This window comes from Mycobacterium sp. Root135, from assembly GCF_001426545.1.
In the GTDB taxonomy this organism is placed as follows: domain Bacteria; phylum Actinomycetota; class Actinomycetes; order Mycobacteriales; family Mycobacteriaceae; genus Mycobacterium.
In genome coordinates, this window is sequence record NZ_LMEZ01000009.1 from 190,215 (window position 1) to 207,422 (window position 17,208).

Here is a 17,208-nt window from a genome sequence, read left to right on the forward strand (position 1 = left end):
GCCCGCCGGATGCGCCGAACGTGGACTTCCGTCACGCCGGTGTGGGGATTGCCGTAGCGCAAGTCCACGTTCGGCGGAAATGGGATGGTCGGCTGTCGGGGTGCCTCGCTACGGTTGACCCATGAACGCCCCGGCCATCGAGGCAATCGATCTCGTCAAGCGGTTTGGCGCCGCCGACGAGCGGCCCGCCGTCGACGGCGTCAGCTTCGCGGTACCTCAGGGCACCGTTCTCGGCCTGCTGGGACCCAACGGCGCAGGCAAGACCACCACGGTCCGGATGATGACGACGCTGTCGGAACCCACTAGCGGCACCGCGCGTGTCGCCGGTTACGACGTTCGAACCGAACCCGACATGGTGCGCCGCAACATGGGTCTCACGGGGCAGGCTGCCACGGTCGACGAACTGCTGACCGGCCGCGAGAACATCCGGATGATCGGCGGCCTGTACGGAATCGGCCGCCGCGACCTGGCGCGACGAGGCGACCAGCTGCTCGAGCAGTTCTCGATCACCGAGGCCGCCGATAGGCCGGTCAAGACGTACTCCGGCGGCATGCGCCGGCGCATCGATCTCGCGGTCAGCCTGATCGCCTCACCCCCGGTTCTCTTCCTCGACGAGCCGACCACCGGCCTCGACCCACGCAGTCGCGCCGACCTGTGGGAGGTCCTGCGCGGACTGGTCGCCCAGGGCACGACGCTGCTGTTGACCACCCAATACCTGGAGGAGGCGGACCAGTTGGCCGACGACATCGTGGTGGTCGACCGGGGTCGCATCATCGCCGAGGGCACGCCGCTTCAGCTCAAGCAGCAGGCCGGCCGCGCCAGTCTGGTCGTGACGGTGTCGCATGCCGAGGATCTGGAAACCGCGCGTGGCTTGTTGGCCGAGTCCGGCGCCGAGGTGCACGTCGACGTCGGCGCCCGGCAACTCACCGCGAGCGCGGAGGGCATCGCCGACCTGACGAGGGTGGCCGGCTGGCTGCATCGACACGACGTCGACGTCGACGACATCGGGCTGTCCCGGCCCAGCCTTGACGACGTGTTCCTCTCGCTCACCGGCCGGCGCGCCGAGGGCGACGACGAGGAGGTCGGCTCGTGACGGCCGTCGAACCCAGGCCCGCCCTAGACGCGTCGCGCCCCGTGACGCATCCCACCAACATCGTGCAGCAGTCATGGATCATGGTGAAGCGCAACATGATCCACACCAAGCGGATGCCCGAGATGTTGAGCGACGTCACGGTGCAACCCATCATGTTCGTGTTGCTGTTCGCCTTCGTGTTCGGCGCGTCGATCGCCAACACCGGCGGAGCGTCCTACCGCGAATTCCTGCTGCCCGGCATCATGGGTCAGACGATCGTCTTCACGGCCTTCGTCGTCGCGGCCGGCATCACCGCCGACGTCGAGAAGGGCGTGATCGACCGGTTCCGGTCGTTGCCGATCAGACGGTCCTCGGTGCTGATCGGCCGCAGCGTGGCCAGCCTGATCCACTCCTCGATCGGCATCGTCGTCATGACGATCACCGGGCTCTGCATCGGCTGGCGCATCCGCGGCGGCGTCGCCGAGGCGATCCTGGCGTTCGCGCTGATCCTGGTGTTCGGCTTCGGGATGATCTGGTTCGGCATTCTCGTCGGCTCGCTGATGCGGTCCGTCGAAGCGGTCAACGGCGTGATGTTCACCGTGCTGTTCCCGATCACATTCCTGGCGAACACCTTTGCGCCGACCGAACCGATGCCGAAGTGGCTTCGGGTGATCGCCGAGTGGAACCCGGTGTCGTCGTTGGCGCAAGCGATGCGCGAACTCTGGGGCAACGGTCCGCCCGCGCCACCGGAGGCGCAGTTGCCGCTGCACCATCCGGTGCTGTCCACCATCCTGTGGTCCCTCGCGATTACCGCCGTCATCGCGCCCTTCGCGCTGCGTGCCTACGCCCGACGTACCTCGGACTAGACGCGCACGCGCGCCGCGTCGGCCATCCGGTCGTGGATGCGCCACACCAGTAGCTCGTGTTCCACGGGGAGGATCTCGCCGGCGGCGAGCCTGCCGTCTGCCTCGACCAGCGCGTGGGCCAGCCCGTAGAACTCGGCGAACTGGTCCGCGGCCAGCGGGTCGTGGACGCCGGCCCGCCGGACCGCGGTCATGGTGCGGACGTCGCCGCGCGTGGCCGCCGTCATCGCCATGACCACCGCGCCCGCGCCGAGGAAGACGGTCGCGGAGATCCAAAGCGCCGCCACGGATCCGATGGCAGGCACCAAGAGGATTTCCAGGATCAGGAACGTCGCCATGCCCCAGGTCGGCCAGGCCCGCCGGATGCGCAGCAGCATCCTGTCGTCGGCGGAGATCCCTGGCGGGAAGACCACCAGTCGGTAGCGGGTGATGCCGTAGCGGGTGGCGGACACCTCGAGCGAGCCCCAGGTGTGCCCGCCGTCGAGTAGTCGCCGCCAGCGAGGTCTGGTCGTCGTGTCGTCCATGACTTCAGGTCTACGCCCGACGCACGGCTGCGGCGAGAGTCTCTACGCAATCCTGACGGACATCGGTTCGATCCTTACGGAAGCTAGATATTGTGTACTATACCTAGCATGACGGACCGCGTGGCCGGGAGAATTGCCAACCACCCCACCGTGCGAAAGGTGCTCGCCAACAAGGCGGAACCACCCCCCGCGGTGATCGACGCGGACTGGCTTCGCGAGATCTGCCTTTCCGCCGGTGCCGACGACGTCGCGTTCGCCAGCGTCGAGAATCCCGACCTGGCCTCCGAGCGCGAACACGTCGAATCCGCCCTGCCCGGCACCAAGAGCTTCATCTCATTGGTCGTGCGGATGAATCGGGACAACGTCCGCTCACCAGCGCGCAGCGTCGCCAATCAGGAGTTCCACCGCACCGGCGAGATCATCAACGAGGCCGCCCACCGGATCACGCGGGCCCTGCAGGACGCCGGCCACCGCGCGCTGAATCCGTCGGCGACCTTCCCGATGGAGATGGACAATTTTCCCGGCCGCATCTGGGTCGTCGCGCACAAGCCCGTCGCGGTGGCGTCCGGGCTTGGCGTCATGGGCATCCACCGCAACGTGATTCACCCGAAGTTCGGCAACTTCATTTTGCTGGCGACCATCCTGGTCGACGCCCCCGTCACCAGTTACGGTGAGCCGCTTGACTACTCGCCGTGCCTGGAATGCAAGCTCTGCGTCGCGGCGTGCCCCGTGGGGGCGATCGGCAAGGACGGCGAATTCGACTTCGTCGCGTGCTCGGTGCACAACTACCGCGAGTTCATGGGCGGCTTCACCGACTACGTGCAGACCATCGCCGACAGCACTGACGCCGCCGACTTCCGTTCGCGGGTCACCGATTCGGAGAACGCCTCGATGTGGCAGAGCTTGTCGTTCAAGGCGAACTACAAGGCTGCCTATTGCCTCGCGGTGTGCCCGGCGGGCGAGGACGTCATCGAGCCGTACCTGGAGGACCGCAAGGGCTTCATGGATTTGGTGCTCAAACCGCTTCAGGCCAAACGGGAAACGCTGTACGTGCTACCGAACTCGGCGGCCAAGGCCCACGCCGAGAAGCGCTTCCCGCACAAGCCGACCAAGGTGGTCGACAGCGGCATCGGTTGAATGCGACTTCGGCGCGTAAACGTTGGCTGGGCAACCGTTTACGCGCCGAAATCGCGACTGGGAGGCGGGGCTACCAGGCGTGCACGGTGTTCTGTGCCGTCTCCAACCCCAACTCGATCAACAGTTCGGTGGCGTCGGCCGCCTGCTCGCAGATCAAGCCGACCTCCGGGCGCTCGGCGGCGCTGAAGTTCTCCAGCACGAACGTCGCGGGATCCTTGCGGCCCGGCGGCCGACCGACACCAACGCGTACGCGTTGAAAGTCCTTGGTGCCCAGCGCAGAAGCCACCGAACGCAACCCGTTGTGGCCGCCCTCGCCACCACCTAGCTTGAGCCGAATCCGACCGAAGTCGATGTCCAGTTCATCGTGAATGGTGATGACGTCGGCGGGAGACACCGAGTAGAAGTTCGCCAGCGGACCGACCTGGCGCCCGGACTCGTTCATGTACGTACGCGGCTTGGCCAGCACGACCGACCGGCCGCCGAGGCGACCGGTGGTCACCTCGGCCCCGGACTTCTTGTGCACCTTGAACCCCGAACCGATGCGATCGGCCAGGATGTCGGCGACGAGGAAGCCCAGGTTGTGCCGCGTCGTCTCGTACCGCGGTCCGGGGTTGCCAAGGCCGACCACGAGAAGTGGTTCGGCCACCGGAAACTACTCGGACTCGGAGCTGTCGGACTCGTCCTCGCTCGGGGCTGCAGCGGCCGGCGCGTCGGTGGCCTCGCCTGCACCCTCGGACTCGAGATCGGCGGCGGTCGGCGCGGGGATCACGTTGACCACCAAGAGCTCCGGATCCGAGATCAGCGTGACGCCCTCGGGCAGCGGGATCTGCGAGGCGAGGAACTGGGTGCCCGCCGGAATGCCCTCGACCGACAGGATCAGGTTCTCCGGGATGGACATCGCGTCGGACTCGATCTCGATGGTGTTGGACTCCTGGTTGACCAGGGTGTCCGGGCCGGCGTCGCCTTCGACGGTGACGCTGATCTCGACGGTGACGCGCTCGCCGCGGCGGACGATGATCAGGTCGACGTGCTGGATGTTGCGACGGATCGGGTGGATCTCGATGGCCTTGGGCAGCGCGAGCGCTTCCGTGCCGCCGATGTCCAGGGTCAGCACCGCGTTGGTGCCGAAGTTACGCAGCACGGCCGCGAATTCGCGGGCGGGAAGCGTCAGGTGCTGGGGATCGGCGCCATGGCCGTAGAGCACCGCGGGCACCTTGCCGTCACGACGGGCCTGACGCGATGCGCCCTTGCCGGTCTTGGTGCGGACCTCAGCGGTCAGATTGTTCGATGCGTGGGCCGCAGTCTTGGCCATGTGTGTCGCTCCTGTGCCGTTTTCAGTGGTGGCACGGTGAGGGCGACTGGAAGCAGCGTCAGCTGCGAATCGGTTTCTCGTCGATAACGGTGGTCCGAGCGGTCCACCCTCGCCGTGATCGTCGCCAAGGCTAGCGCACCGGACGCTCAGACCGAAAATTTGGTGCCGGTGAGCTGCTCGGAGAGGTCCCAGAGAGCGGCCGCGGTCTTCGCGTTGCGCGCCAGCGGGCTGCGCGCGGACAACCCCGTCGGCCCGGCCATCCCGAACCTCGGGCCGACGAAGGCGTCACCTGGCAGCGGCTGCGACACGGCAAACAGGGTCTGTCGCGCGCCGAAGTCGGCGTCGGTGGCGATCTTGTTGCCCATCGACATGAGCTTGTCGCTCAGCTTTCCGCCGGTGTGGCCCTGCAGGTTGGTGGCCGAGTAGCCGGGGTGGGCCGATACCGCCGTCACCACCGAGCCGGCCGTTTCGAGCCGCCGCTGCAGCTCGCTGGTGAACAGCAGGTTGGCGAGCTTGGACTGGCCGTAGGCCAGCCACGCCGAGTACGGCCGTGCCTTCCAGTTCAGGTCCTTGATGCTGATCTTGCCGATCAGGTGCATCATCGACGACACCGTCACGACGCGGTCGGAGATCTTGGGCAGCAGCAGGTTGGTCAGGGCGAAGTGGCCGAGGTGGTTGGTGCCGATCTGGCTTTCGAAGCCGTCGACGGTCTGTGCGTACGGCACGGCCATGATGCCGGCGTTGTTGACCAGCACGTCGACGACGTCGATGCCGGCGGCGAACTCCCGCACCGAGGACAGGTCCTGCAGGTCGAGCTTGCGGACCTCGACGTCGCCAGGCATGGCGGCGGCGGCGGCCTTGCCCTTGTCCAGGTTGCGCACTGCGACGACGACCTTGGCGCCCACCCGCGCGAGCTCACGGGCGGTGATCTCGCCGAGCCCGCTGTTGGCGCCGGTGACGATCACGGTGCGCCCGGCGAACGAGGGAAGGTCTGCGGCGGTCCAGTCAGTCATGGCGCAACCCTATGCCGGGCTGCGCCGCGGCTACTTCTTGGCGACGGTGAAGCCCTTGATGACGGCCTCGATGTCGGGTCCGTCGGCCTGTGCCTCGTTGGCGAACGCCGTCACGGTGAGCTGGACCAGATACCGCTGGCCGGGAAGGTTGGCGCGCGCGGGAGTGCCCTCGGCGAAGACGATCCGGTTGTAGCTCTGCATCCGCTGGCCGTTGAGGTCGTAGGTGCCCTCGATCATCGACGACGGGAAGCCCCGGAAGTTGTCGGTGGACGCGTTGAGCTGCTTGAAGTTGGCCGACAGCTCGGCGTCGCCGTTGGCGTGCTTGAGCGCTTCGGCGACGTCGAAGTTCCCGTCGAGCTGGAAGACCAGGAGCATCGCGGTCGGGTAGGTGTCGCCCTTGGCGATCGTCCGGGTGCCCGGCGAGAGGTTCACGTTGAAGTACGGCTTCCAACCCGGCGGCTCTGGCACGGTCACGGTTAGGTCGGTCAGCTTGTCGGGTGCGACGGGGGCGCCGGTGATGCCGATGTTCTCGAAGTAGGTCGACAGCGAGATGGGCTTGTCGGTGTCCGGCGCGGTGGTCGTCGTGGAGGTGGTCGTCGTCCAGATCGACTTGTAGTCGGGGGTCGACGGCCCGCACCCGGCCACGAGGAGTGCGATCACGGCTCCGGCGACCCCGGCCACGGCCTTCAGGAGACCGCCACCTTGAAGCCGGCCACGATGCCCTTCAACGGCGGGTTCGCCGCGATCAGCTGGTCGGTTGGCGTGGTCACGGTGAGCTGCGCGAGGTAGCGCTTGCCGGTCGACGGGACGTCGGCGAGGACGATGCGGTTGTAGTGCTGCGTGGAGCCGGTGACGCCCTGGGCCGCGGCCGACGGGAAGCCGTCGTAGTCGTCGAAGGACTCGGTGACGTCGGTGGCGCCCGGCGGCAGCGCGTCGGCGTTGGCGTGGCGGATGGCGTCCTTCGGGTCGAACGGGCCGGTGAGCTCGACGGCCATCAGCGTCACCGACGGCGCGTTGCCCGTCTGGCCGACCGGCTGGATGAACTCGACGCCGGTGGAGAACAGCGGGTCGTTGGTCTGCGCCCAGCCGTCGGGGACGGGCACGGTGATCGTCAGGCCGGGGGCCTGGTCGAGGTGCACGGGGGCGCCGGTGACGTTGATCGAGGCGAGGTAGTCGCGGAATCCCTGCGGCTGTTCGTTCGGCGGCGCGGTGGGCGGCGGTGCCGGCGTCATCGTCGGCGTGTCGCTCGTCGGGGCCGACGTGGAGGACGAGGTCGACGGCGCGGCGTCCTGCGCTGTCGAGGAACAACCGGCCAGAACGAGCGCGGCGGCCACCACGCCGACGCAACGTCGCAGGGTCACAGGATCTCGCGGACGTCGTCGATCGGGCGGGCCAGCCGAGTGCCCTTGGCGGTGACCACGAACGGGCGCTCGAGCAGCACCGGGTGCTGGGCGATGGCGTCGAGCAACTCGTCGTCGGAGGCCTCGGCGAGCCCGAGCTCGGCGTACAGCGCCTCGCGTTTGCGCACGGCCGCCCGCACCGGGATGCCAGCGTCCGTGATCAGCTTGGCCACCTCGGCGCGGGTCGGGGGTGTCTTGAGGTACTGGATCACGGTCGGCTCGATGCCGTTGTCGCGCAGCAGCTCGAGGGTCTTGCGAGACGTCGAGCACTTGGGGTTGTGATAGATGACGCCTTCAACCGAAGCCATCTCAAGCATCCCCGTCGAACAGTCCCGTCACAGAGCCGTTCTCGAATACCGCGCGGATGGTGCTGGCCAGCAGGGGCGCAATCGACAACACGGTCAGCTGCGGGAACATCTTGTCCTCGCCGATGGGCAGCGTGTTGGTGACGACCACTTCGCGCGCACCGCTCTCGGCCAGCCGGTCGCGGGCCGGGTCGGAGAGCACTCCGTGGGTGGCGGCGATGACGACGTCGGCGGCACCGTCCTGCTTGAGCAGCTTGACCGCGCCGGCGATCGTGCCGCCGGTGTCGATCATGTCGTCGGTCAGGATGCAGGTCTTGCCCTTGACGTCGCCGACGACCCGGTTGGACTTCACCTGGTTGGGCACCAGCGGGTCACGCGTCTTGTGGATGAACGCCAGCGGGACGCCGCCGAGCGAGTCGGCCCACTTCTCGGCGACGCGCACTCGGCCGGAGTCGGGGGAGACGACGACCATGTCGTGGCTGGCGTAGTTGTCGCGGATGTAACCGCACAGCAGCGACTGCCCGCGCATGTGGTCGACGGGGCCGTCGAAGAAGCCCTGGATCTGGTCTGTGTGCAGGTCGACCGACACGATCCGGTCGGCGCCAGCCGTCTTGTAGAGGTCCGCGACCAGGCGCGCCGAGATGGGCTCGCGGCCGCGGTGCTTCTTGTCCTGGCGGGCGTAGGGGTAGAACGGCAGGATCGCCGTGATGCGCTTGGCGCTGCCGCGCTTGAGCGCGTCGATCATCAGCAGTTGTTCCATCAGCCACTTGTTCAGTGGTGCGGGGTGGGACTGCAACACGAAGGCGTCGCAGCCGCGCACCGACTCGTCGAAGCGTACGAAGATCTCGCCGTTCGCGAAGTCGCGGGCCGTCTGCGCGGTAACGCTGACGTCCAGCTCCTTGGCGACTTGTTCGGCAAGCTCAGGATGCGCGCGACCTGAGAACAACATCAGGTTCTTGCGATTGTCGGTCCAGTCCGTGGCCACGTCGAAGCTGCCTTTGCCGTCGGGGATCGATACGGGGGCCAATCGTACGTAGCGATTCTGGGGACGCGTGGCCGGGTTGCCAGAATGCCAACGTCAGGTGTCCGGAGAGTCGCTTCGCGAGGCGGCCTTGCGGGCGGCCTCGGCCGCCGCGCTGCCCGGCCGTTTGCGTTCCACCCAGCCCTCGATGTTCCGCTGCGGCCCGGCCGAAACGGCCAGCGCGCCGGGCGGCACGTCCTCCCGAATGACGGTGCCCGCGCCGGTGTACGCACCGTCGCCGATCGTCACCGGAGCGACGAACATGTTGTCCGATCCAGTCTTCGCGTGAGAGCCAATCGTGGTGCGCTGCTTGACTTCTCCGTCGTAATTGACGAAGACGCTCGAGGCTCCGATGTTGGTGTGTTCGCCGATGTCGGCGTCACCGACGTAGGTCAGGTGCGGCACCTTGGTGCCTGCGCCGATGGTGCAATTCTTGGTCTCGACGAAGGTGCCGATCTTGCCTTCGGTGCCGAGCTCGGTGCCTGGGCGCAGGTACGCGAACGGGCCGACGACGGCGTCGTCACCGATCACCGATGACGAGCCGTGGGTGCGGATCACGGTCGCGCCGTCGCCGACGGTGACGCCGGTGAGGGTGGTGTCCGGACCGATCTGACAGCGCGCCCCGATGCGGGTGGTGCCGAGCAGCTGCGTGCCGGGGGCGATGACGGAGTCGACGCCGACGGTGACGTCGACGTCGACCCACGTGGTGGCGGGGTCGACGACGGTCACGCCGCTGCGTTGAAGCGCCGCGACGATGCGGCGGTTGAGCTCGGCGTGCAGCTCGGACAGCTGGACGCGGTCGTTGACCCCGGCGACTAGGGCACTGTCGTCGACGTGGCGCCCGCGGACGCTCTTGTGCTCGCGGCGGAGGATCTCGACGGCGTCGGTGAGGTAGAGCTCGCGTTGGGCGTTGTCCGAGCGCAGCTGGGTCAGCGCCCACCGCAGCGCGTCGGCGTCGAAGGCGTAGACCGCGGCGTTGACCTCCCGGATCGCCCGCTGCGAGGCCGTCGCGTCGGCCTGCTCGACGATGCTCGTCACCTCGCCGTCCTGCGTGCGCAGGATCCGGCCGTAGCCGGTCGGGTCGGCGAGCGTGGTGGTCAGCAGGGTGGCGGCGGTCGACCGGCTGGCGTGGTCGTCGATGAGGCCCGCGAGGGTGTCGGAGTCCAGGAGGGGGACGTCGCTCGCGGTGACCATCACGGTGCCCGAGAAGTCGGCGGGAATCGCGGCGAGCCCGCAGGCGACGGCGTGGCCGGTGCCCAGTTGTTCGTTTTGGACGGCGATCTCGATGGGGCGGCCGAGGTCGTCGGCGAGCCCGTTGACCGCGGGGATGACGTGGTCGCGGCCCTTGCCGACGACGACGACGAGGTGCTGCGGCGAGACCTTGGCGATCGCGTGCAGGGTGTGCGACAACATGCTGCGGCCGGCGAGCGTGTGCAGCATCTTGGGGATGTCGGACTTCATCCTGGTGCCGGCGCCTGCGGCCAGGACGATGACGGCGGTTTCGCCTCGTGTCGCCATGTGGTGGGCTCCTTTGTGCGGTTTTGGCGCGAAGATCCGCGCTTACCGCGGCTGAGCGCGCCGAAATCGCTGGGCTTATTGCTCCGTCGCCAGGACTCGAACCTGAACTATCTGTACCAAAAACAGAGGTGCTGCCAATTACACTACGACGGACTGTCCGGGGTGATCTTAGACTGCCGGCGGGCAGGAGCGTAGCGACCCGGGGAGTGTTTCGGGCCTAGGCTGGCGGCGTGGCAGCGCCGGAGAAGGAAGTGCGCGCGCCTCGCGCGCGCATGACGGGGACCGAACGACGGCAGCAGTTGGTCGAGATCGCCAAGTCGTTGTTCGCCGAGCGCGGGTATGACGCGACGTCCATCGAGGAGATCGCCCAACGGGCCAACGTCTCCAAGCCGGTGGTGTACGAGCACTTCGGCGGCAAGGAGGGTCTCTACGCCGTCGTCGTCGACCGGGAGATGTCCGCCCTGCTCGACGGCATCACCTCGTCGCTGACCAACAACCGCTCCCGGGTGCGGGTCGAGCGGGTGGCCTTGGCCCTGCTGACCTACGTCGAGGAACGCACGGACGGCTTCCGCATCCTGATCCGCGACTCCCCGGCCAGCATCGCGTCCGGCACGTACTCGAGCCTCCTCAACGACGCCGTGAGCCAGGTGGCGTCGATTCTGGCCGGCGACTTCTCCCGCCGCGGGCTCGACCCCGAGCTGGCGCCGCTCTACGCCCAAGCCCTCGTCGGTTCGGTGTCGATGACGGCGCAGTGGTGGCTGGACACCAGGGAGCCGAAGAAGGAAGTCGTCGCCGCGCACCTGGTCAACCTGATGTGGAACGGGTTGACGCACCTCGAAGCCGACCCGGAACTGCACGACCAGCATTAGCGCGAGAGCCTCGAATGGCCAGTTGGCACACGCATTTTCGACGTCACAGTGGGGTAAGTGGCCACTGGGCGTCGATGACGCGATGACGACTAGACTGTGTGCACAATGACTACATCGGGGCACCCCCATGTCCAGACCCCGATGGCGGGCCTGGTGCGTCTCGCGCTGTCCGACCCCGGTCTGGCCGAGCTCACCCGCCGCGCCGGCGACGCCACCGCGGAACTAGCCCTCGTCGGACCCGCCAGCGCGCGGCTCTTCGTCGCCGCGGCGATGGCCGACGCAGGCCCGCTGCTCGTCGTCGCCGCCACCGGCCGGGAGGCCGACGACCTGACCGCCGAACTGCGCGCGGTGCTCGGGGACGCGGTCGCGATGTTCCCGTCCTGGGAGACCCTGCCGCACGAGCGGCTCTCGCCGGGTGTCGAGACGGTCGGCGCCAGGATGATGGTGCTGCGCCGGCTGGCCAGGCCCGAGGACCAACGCCTCGGTGCGCCGCTGCGGGTCGTGGTCACGACGGTGAGGTCGCTGCTGCAGCCGATGGCGCCGGATTTGGCCGACGTCGACCCGGTGACGCTGACGGTCGGCGAGGACGCCGAGTTCGATTCCGTGTTGGAGCAGCTGGTCGAGCTGGCGTACACGCGGGTGGACATGGTCGGCAAGCGCGGCGAGTTCGCCGTCCGCGGCGGCATCCTCGACGTCTTCCCTCCGACGGCCGAGCATCCGGTCCGCGTCGAGTTCTGGGGTGACGAGGTCTCGGAGATGCGGATGTTCTCCGTTGCCGACCAGCGGTCGATTCCCGACATCGCCGTCGACTCGGTGATCGCCCTCCCGTGCCGGGAGCTGATGCTGACCGACGAGGTGCGCAAGCGCGCGGCGGCGCTGTCGCTGGACCAGCCCCACGACGACAACCGCGTCACCGGCACGGTCAGCGACATGTTGGCCAAGCTCGCCGAGGGCATTCCGTCCGACGGCATGGAGGCGCTGCTTCCGGTCCTGCGGCCGACGGAACTGTCGCTGCTGTCCGACCACCTGCCCGCCGGGGCGCCGGTGCTGGTGTGCGACCCCGAGAAGGTCCGCACCCGCGCGGCCGATCTGATCAAGACGGGGCAGGAGTTCCTCGAGGCGTCCTGGTCGGTCGCGGCGATGGGGGCCGACGCGCCGATCGACCTCGAAGCGCTGGGCGGCTCCGGTTTCCGGGAGCTCGCCGACGTCCGGGCCAACGCCGCTGTCGGCGGGCACCCGTGGTGGACGTTGAGTCAGCTGGCCGACGGGTCGGCAACCGAGCTCGACATTCGCTCGGCGCCGTCGGCGCGGGGGCAGCAGAACAACCTCGACGAGATGTTCGCCATGCTGCGGGCCCACGTGACGACCGGTGGCCTGGCCGCCGTCGTGACACCCGGCGCGGGCACCGCGCAGCGCATCGTCGAGCAGTTGGGCGAATCCGACACGCCCGCTTCGATGTTGGCTCCCGGTGACGTGCCGAAGCCGGGCGTGGTCGGGGTGCTCAAGAGCCCGCTGCGCGACGGTGTGGTGCTACCCGGCGCGAACCTCGTCGTCATCACCGAGACCGACCTGACCGGCAACCGGGCCGCCGCCACCGAGGGCAAGCGGCTGGCGGCCAAGCGCCGCAACGTCGTCGACCCGCTCGCGCTGGCCGCGGGCGACCTCGTCGTGCACGACCAGCACGGCATCGGGCGGTTCGTGGAGATGGTGGAGCGCATCATCGGCGGGGCCCGCCGCGAGTACCTGGTGCTGGAGTATGCGTCGGCCAAGCGGGGTGGCGGGTCCGACAAGCTGTTCGTGCCGATGGATTCGCTCGACCAGCTGTCGCGCTACGTCGGCGGGGTGGAGCCGTCGCTGAGCAAGCTCGGCGGCAGCGACTGGGCCAACACGAAGACCAAGGCGCGCAAGGCCGTTCGCGAGATCGCCGGCGAGCTGGTGACGCTGTACGCCAAGCGCCAAGCCGCGCCCGGCTTCGCCTTCGGACCGGACACCCCGTGGCAGTCGGAGATGGAGGACGCGTTCGGGTTCACCGAGACCGTCGACCAGCTGACGGCGATCACCGAGGTCAAGTCCGACATGGAGAAGCCCGTCCCGATGGACCGCGTGATCTGTGGCGACGTCGGCTACGGCAAGACCGAGATCGCGGTGCGCGCGGCGTTCAAGGCGGTGCAGGCGGGCAAGCAGGTGGCGGTGCTGGTGCCCACCACGCTGCTGGCCGACCAGCATCTGCAGACGTTCTCGCAACGCATGGCCGGCTTCCCGGTGACGGTGAAGGGGTTGTCCCGCTTCACCGACAACGCCGAGTCGCGCAAGGTGATCGAGGGCATGAAGGACGGTTCGGTCGACATCGTGATCGGCACCCACCGCTTGCTGCAGACCGGCGTCACGTGGAAGGACCTCGGGCTGGTCGTCGTCGACGAGGAGCAGCGGTTCGGCGTCGAGCACAAGGAACACATCAAGTCGATGCGCACCCACGTCGACGTTCTGACCATGAGCGCCACGCCAATTCCGCGAACGTTGGAGATGAGCCTCGCGGGCATCCGCGAGATGTCGACCATCCTCACCCCGCCCGAGGAGCGGTTCCCCGTCCTGACCTACGTCGGTCCGCACGACGACAAGCAGGTCGGCGCGGCGCTGCGGCGCGAACTGCTCCGCGACGGCCAGGCGTTCTACATTCACAACCGGGTGAAGTCGATCGACTCCGCGGCGGCCAGGGTGCGGGCCCTCGTCCCCGAGGCGCGGGTGGTGGTGGCGCACGGGCAGATGCCCGAGGAACAGCTGGAGCGCACCGTCGAGGGGTTCTGGAATCGGGAGTTCGACATCCTGGTGTGCACCACGATCGTCGAGACGGGCCTTGACATTTCGAACGCCAACACGTTGATCGTCGAGCGCGCCGACACGTTCGGGCTCTCGCAGCTGCATCAGCTTCGCGGGCGGGTGGGGCGCAGCCGCGAGCGCGGGTACGCCTACATGCTGTATCCGCCCGAGGTGCCGCTGACGGAGACCGCCTACGACCGGTTGGCGACCATCGCGCAGAACAACGAGCTCGGTGCGGGCATGGCGGTGGCCATGAAGGACCTCGAAATCCGCGGCGCGGGCAATGTTCTGGGCGCCGAGCAGTCAGGTCACGTGGCTGGCGTCGGCTTCGACCTCTACGTGCGGCTCGTCGGCGAGGCGGTCGAAGCCTATCGGGCCGTGGTCGACGGCAATACCGTTGCCGCCGTTGAGGAACCGAAGGACGTGCGGATCGACCTGCCTGTCGATGCCAATCTGCCGCCGGAGTACATCGGCAGCGACCGGCTGCGCCTGGAGGGGTACCGCCGCTTGGCGGCCGCCCAGGACGAGGCCGCGATCATCGGGGTCGTCGAGGAGCTGGTCGACCGGTACGGGCCGCTGCCCGAGCCCGCCCTGCTGCTGGTGGCGGCCGCCCGGCTTCGCCTGCTGTGCCGCCAGTACGGCGTGACCGAGGTGACGGCGTCCGCGACGACGATCCGCGTTACCCCGCTGACTCTGCTCGACTCTCAGCAGATGCGGCTCAAGCGGATGTATCCGTCGGCGACCTACCGTGCGACGACGTCGACCATCACGATCCCGATTCCGCGCGCCGAGGGTGGCATCGCCGCACCGCGGGTGCGCGACGCCGAGATGCTGCGCGTGGTGGCGGGTCTGCTGCTCGCGTTGGACGGAAGGCCCCAAACCGATTTCGACGTCATCGATCTGGGAGGTGCGGGCTCGTGAGCGCCGATGCGGTCGTGTCGACCGTCGTCCTCGTCGACCCGCGGCGTCCGGCGTCGATGCCCGTCGAGGCGGTCGCGCTGCTCGCCGGGGACGTGCAGTACACCGAGGAGATGCCGGTGCGGGTGCCGTGGTCGCTGCCCGCGGCCCGGCCGGTGTATCTCGGTGAGGACGCCCCCGTGCTGCTGTCGTCCGATCCGAACCACCCGGTGGTCAGGGCCCGACTGGCGGCAGGGGCGACGCTGATCTGCACGCCTGCACCGCCATCCGGTGAGCGCCTCGTCGACGCGGTGGCGATCATGGACACGCTGCGCACGGCGGGTCCGTGGGAGCGCGAGCAGACCCACGAATCGCTGCGCCGCTACCTGCTCGAGGAGACCTACGAGCTGTTCGACGCCGTGCGAAGCGGCGACGCCGACGAGCTGTGCGAAGAGCTCGGTGACGTGTTGTTGCAGGTGCTGTTTCAGGCGCGGATCGCCGAGGACTCCTCGGAGTCGCCGTTCGGCATCGACGACGTCGCCGACGCGCTGGTGCGCAAGCTCGGCAACCGGGTGCCCGCAGTGCTTGCCGGAGAGGCGATTTCGCTGGACGACCAGCTGGCGCAGTGGGAAGAGCGCAAGGCCCTGGAAGTGAAGGTGAAGGCGCGCAATTCCGTCATGGACGACGTGCCCACCGCCCAGCCGGCGTTGGCGTTGGCGCAGAAGGTGATCGAGCGGGTCACCGCGGCCGGTCTGCCCGCCGATCTGATGCCCGAGGGTTTGACGGCGATCGGCGCGACCTACGGCAGCGACCCCGAGAATGCCGTCCGCGCACAGGCGTTGGACTTCGTCGACGTGGTCCGCACGGTGGAGCACAGCATCCTCGCGAGTCGGGGCGGCACCGATCTCGAGGATGCCCAGCTCGGCGCCGTCACCGAGGAGGAGTGGCGCGCGCACTGGCCCGCCGGCGACGGTTAGTTGGCGCCTGGGCTGCTCAGGCGGCGCCTGCCGACGCGTCGTGGTCCGGCGCGCTGGCGTGCGTCGGGCGGGAGTCCGAACCAGCGGGGGTATCGGCGGTCGCCTCCGCCCGGCCCGGTTGAGCGTCGTTCCCCGCAGACTGATCCTGCCCACGGCGTGCCGATGCATCGCCGGGCGACCCCGGCGGTGACGCGTCGGAATGCGACTGGGTTTCGGCGGGCTGCCGCTTGGTGTCTCGCGTGCCGTTGGTGTCCCGGGTGTCTTCGCTGCGATGAGCGGTGTCGGTTGTCGCTTGCACGGCGGGCGGGGTGGCCACCTGTTCGGTGACCAGGTCGCGTTGCGCCGCGGGCAGCTCTGGCGAGCTGGTAGGTACCCGGGCCTCGACCGGTGGCGGCGCTGGACGAGGAGTCCCGCCCCTGACGGCGTTGTTGATCCCCTCTCCGGCCGCGGTGATGAGATCGCCGACCACTTTGACGGGGTTGGCGGCCGGAATCAGGCCGAAGGAGTTCTGCGCCCCGTAGCCGACCGTGCGGTGGTAGCCGAGCTCCACCAGAACCCGCAGCGTCGGTTCTAGGAGATCCGCGACGGGGGTGGTGAACGCGCTGAGTCCCAACGTGTGGCCGGTGTCGCGGATCGCCTGGGCGAGCGGCAGCACCCTGGTAGGAATGGTGACGTAGGTGGTGTTGCCCACGATCTGGCGGTTGTCCGGGTCGTTGATCGCCGCCAGCAGGTCGGACTCGGAGTATCCGTCGCGCGTGGTGGTGTAGGAACCGTGAATGCCGATGCCGATCAACGTGTTCAGCATCGCCAGGGCGTTCAGCGGATAGGTCGGGAAGTCTGACGCGATGTCGTACTGGAAGGAGATGTCCGTGGTCACCGGGCCGCCGGTGTCGGCAGGCGAGGTGGTCGGCAGGTAGTCGACGACCGGGATGGTGATCGGGTAGAACCGTTGCAGGAAGCCACCATTGGGCCGGTTCGGATTGCCGATGAGCACGAATTGCAGGCTGTCGGCGGCGACGGTCGGGTCGGCGGCCAGGATGCGCTTCTCCGCGGTGGCGACGGTGGCGCTTTGCGAATTGCCGAAGACGACCAGGGGTGCGCCGTCGTGGCCAAGGTAGCGGCGGACGTCGGCGTCGAGCATGCCCAGCCCGGTGGCCACCGAATCTCCGAACGTCATTCCGCCGGTGAAGAACGGCGAGAATTCCTCGGGGGTGACGGTCCCGTGCACTTGGCACGTGGCGACCGCGCACGCGGCGGCCTGGTTGAGGTAGAGCCGACTGACGGCGTCGAGGTAGCCGGGCACCTTGTTCGGGTCCGGTTGGCCGGTGCCGCCCATGACGAGTGCGGTCGCCGCGTGCGCGCCGGGCACGCTGGTGACGGCGACCAACACCACGCCGATCGACAACGCCAGCGCCGAACCGAATGACCTCCACAGCCGTGGCATCGTTCCCCGTTCCGCCGCGTCTGCGGTTCGGCGGCGTAG

At 68.5% G+C, this 17,208-nt stretch carries 16 protein-coding genes and 1 tRNA gene; 6 read left to right on the forward strand and 11 right to left on the reverse strand.

The genetic code is table 11. From position 1 onward, the window contains the following. Positions 1 to 121: 121 nt before the first annotated feature. Positions 122 to 1,093: an ATP-binding cassette domain-containing protein gene (locus ASD37_RS26565; protein WP_056558860.1), complete on the forward strand. Its 972-nt coding sequence runs from the start codon at positions 122 to 124 to the stop codon at positions 1,091 to 1,093. Continuing rightward, positions 1,090 to 1,938: an ABC transporter permease gene (locus tag ASD37_RS26570; RefSeq protein ID WP_056558862.1), complete on the forward strand. Its 849-nt coding sequence runs from the start codon at positions 1,090 to 1,092 to the stop codon at positions 1,936 to 1,938. Before ASD37_RS26565 ends, ASD37_RS26570 begins: the two co-directional genes overlap by 4 nt. On the opposite strand, the gene ASD37_RS26575 is transcribed toward ASD37_RS26570, so the two are convergent. Continuing rightward, the gene (locus ASD37_RS26575; RefSeq protein WP_056558865.1) at positions 1,935 to 2,459 is read right to left on the reverse strand and encodes a DUF6611 family protein; all 525 of its coding nucleotides are present in this window, start codon (positions 2,457 to 2,459) and stop codon (positions 1,935 to 1,937) included. The two genes, ASD37_RS26570 and ASD37_RS26575, sit on opposite strands and share 4 nt — an antisense overlap. A gap of 108 nt (positions 2,460 to 2,567) precedes the next feature. Between ASD37_RS26575 and ASD37_RS26580 the strand changes: the two genes are divergently transcribed. Beyond that, positions 2,568 to 3,596, forward strand: coding sequence for an epoxyqueuosine reductase (locus ASD37_RS26580; protein ID WP_056558868.1), 1,029 nt, complete (start codon positions 2,568 to 2,570; stop codon positions 3,594 to 3,596). 70 nt (positions 3,597 to 3,666) lie between these two features. Here ASD37_RS26580 and pth read toward each other — a convergent pair whose 3' ends face one another. The 9 genes from pth to ASD37_RS26620 form a co-directional block, all read right to left on the reverse strand. Then, positions 3,667 to 4,242: an aminoacyl-tRNA hydrolase gene (pth, locus tag ASD37_RS26585; protein ID WP_056558871.1), complete on the reverse strand. Its 576-nt coding sequence runs from the start codon at positions 4,240 to 4,242 to the stop codon at positions 3,667 to 3,669. A gap of 6 nt (positions 4,243 to 4,248) precedes the next feature. Next, positions 4,249 to 4,908: a 50S ribosomal protein L25/general stress protein Ctc gene (locus ASD37_RS26590; RefSeq protein WP_056558873.1), complete on the reverse strand. Its 660-nt coding sequence runs from the start codon at positions 4,906 to 4,908 to the stop codon at positions 4,249 to 4,251. A gap of 146 nt (positions 4,909 to 5,054) precedes the next feature. Then, positions 5,055 to 5,921 carry an oxidoreductase gene (locus ASD37_RS26595; protein WP_056558876.1) on the reverse strand — a complete coding sequence of 289 codons (867 nt, stop codon included), beginning with the start codon at positions 5,919 to 5,921 and terminating at the stop codon, positions 5,055 to 5,057. 30 nt (positions 5,922 to 5,951) lie between these two features. Continuing rightward, positions 5,952 to 6,611 (reverse strand): LpqN/LpqT family lipoprotein, encoded by a 660-nt coding sequence (locus ASD37_RS26600; protein WP_056559945.1) that lies wholly within the window; start codon positions 6,609 to 6,611, stop codon positions 5,952 to 5,954. Then, positions 6,608 to 7,282: an LpqN/LpqT family lipoprotein gene (locus ASD37_RS31200; RefSeq protein WP_082570443.1), complete on the reverse strand. Its 675-nt coding sequence runs from the start codon at positions 7,280 to 7,282 to the stop codon at positions 6,608 to 6,610. Before ASD37_RS31200 ends, ASD37_RS26600 begins: the two co-directional genes overlap by 4 nt. Beyond that, positions 7,279 to 7,629, reverse strand: coding sequence for an arsenate reductase (glutaredoxin) (gene arsC / locus ASD37_RS26605; protein ID WP_056558879.1), 351 nt, complete (start codon positions 7,627 to 7,629; stop codon positions 7,279 to 7,281). The genes ASD37_RS31200 and arsC overlap by 4 nt, the downstream gene beginning before the upstream one ends. A gap of 1 nt (position 7,630) precedes the next feature. Next, positions 7,631 to 8,611, reverse strand: a complete 981-nt coding sequence (locus ASD37_RS26610) for a ribose-phosphate diphosphokinase (protein WP_056558882.1) — start codon at positions 8,609 to 8,611, stop codon at positions 7,631 to 7,633. Between the two features lie 93 nt (positions 8,612 to 8,704). Then, on the reverse strand, positions 8,705 to 10,165 hold the full coding sequence (glmU, locus tag ASD37_RS26615; protein ID WP_056558884.1) for a bifunctional UDP-N-acetylglucosamine diphosphorylase/glucosamine-1-phosphate N-acetyltransferase GlmU: 1,461 nt from the start codon (positions 10,163 to 10,165) through the stop codon (positions 8,705 to 8,707). Between the two features lie 81 nt (positions 10,166 to 10,246). Beyond that, positions 10,247 to 10,318: transfer RNA gene (locus ASD37_RS26620), tRNA-Gln, on the reverse strand. A gap of 119 nt (positions 10,319 to 10,437) precedes the next feature. On the opposite strand from ASD37_RS26620, the gene ASD37_RS26625 reads away from it, so the two are divergent. The 3 genes from ASD37_RS26625 to ASD37_RS26635 all read left to right on the forward strand — a co-directional run bounded on the left by ASD37_RS26625 (position 10,438) and on the right by ASD37_RS26635 (position 15,725). Further along, positions 10,438 to 11,034 carry a TetR/AcrR family transcriptional regulator gene (locus ASD37_RS26625; RefSeq protein ID WP_162253325.1) on the forward strand — a complete coding sequence of 199 codons (597 nt, stop codon included), beginning with the start codon at positions 10,438 to 10,440 and terminating at the stop codon, positions 11,032 to 11,034. 105 nt (positions 11,035 to 11,139) lie between these two features. Then, positions 11,140 to 14,772, forward strand: coding sequence for a transcription-repair coupling factor (gene mfd, locus ASD37_RS26630; RefSeq protein WP_056558891.1), 3,633 nt, complete (start codon positions 11,140 to 11,142; stop codon positions 14,770 to 14,772). 56 nt (positions 14,773 to 14,828) lie between these two features. Beyond that, complete coding sequence (locus ASD37_RS26635; RefSeq protein ID WP_056559947.1) at positions 14,829 to 15,725, forward strand: nucleoside triphosphate pyrophosphohydrolase; 897 nt, start codon at positions 14,829 to 14,831, stop codon at positions 15,723 to 15,725. Between the two features lie 16 nt (positions 15,726 to 15,741). Here ASD37_RS26635 and ASD37_RS26640 read toward each other — a convergent pair whose 3' ends face one another. Then, positions 15,742 to 17,169, reverse strand: a complete 1,428-nt coding sequence (locus ASD37_RS26640; protein WP_056558896.1) for a PE-PPE domain-containing protein — start codon at positions 17,167 to 17,169, stop codon at positions 15,742 to 15,744. Positions 17,170 to 17,208: the final 39 nt, after the last annotated feature.

What these genes read in the sequence shown, in the direction of transcription:
- ASD37_RS26575 (WP_056558865.1), bottom strand. Translation starts at nt 2,459, where the DNA reads ATGGACGACACGACGACCAGACCTCGCTGGCGGCGACTACTCGACGGC.
- ASD37_RS26625 (WP_162253325.1), top strand. Translation starts at nt 10,438, where the DNA reads ATGACGGGGACCGAACGACGGCAGCAGTTGGTCGAGATCGCCAAGTCG.
- ASD37_RS26635 (WP_056559947.1), top strand. Translation starts at nt 14,829, where the DNA reads ATGCCCGTCGAGGCGGTCGCGCTGCTCGCCGGGGACGTGCAGTACACC.
- ASD37_RS26590 (WP_056558873.1), bottom strand. Translation starts at nt 4,908, where the DNA reads ATGGCCAAGACTGCGGCCCACGCATCGAACAATCTGACCGCTGAGGTC.
- mfd (WP_056558891.1), top strand. Translation starts at nt 11,140, where the DNA reads ATGACTACATCGGGGCACCCCCATGTCCAGACCCCGATGGCGGGCCTG.
- ASD37_RS26565 (WP_056558860.1), top strand. Translation starts at nt 122, where the DNA reads ATGAACGCCCCGGCCATCGAGGCAATCGATCTCGTCAAGCGGTTTGGC.
- arsC (WP_056558879.1), bottom strand. Translation starts at nt 7,629, where the DNA reads ATGGCTTCGGTTGAAGGCGTCATCTATCACAACCCCAAGTGCTCGACG.
- ASD37_RS26595 (WP_056558876.1), bottom strand. Translation starts at nt 5,921, where the DNA reads ATGACTGACTGGACCGCCGCAGACCTTCCCTCGTTCGCCGGGCGCACC.
- ASD37_RS26580 (WP_056558868.1), top strand. Translation starts at nt 2,568, where the DNA reads ATGACGGACCGCGTGGCCGGGAGAATTGCCAACCACCCCACCGTGCGA.
- ASD37_RS26640 (WP_056558896.1), bottom strand. Translation starts at nt 17,169, where the DNA reads ATGCCACGGCTGTGGAGGTCATTCGGTTCGGCGCTGGCGTTGTCGATC.
- glmU (WP_056558884.1), bottom strand. Translation starts at nt 10,165, where the DNA reads ATGGCGACACGAGGCGAAACCGCCGTCATCGTCCTGGCCGCAGGCGCC.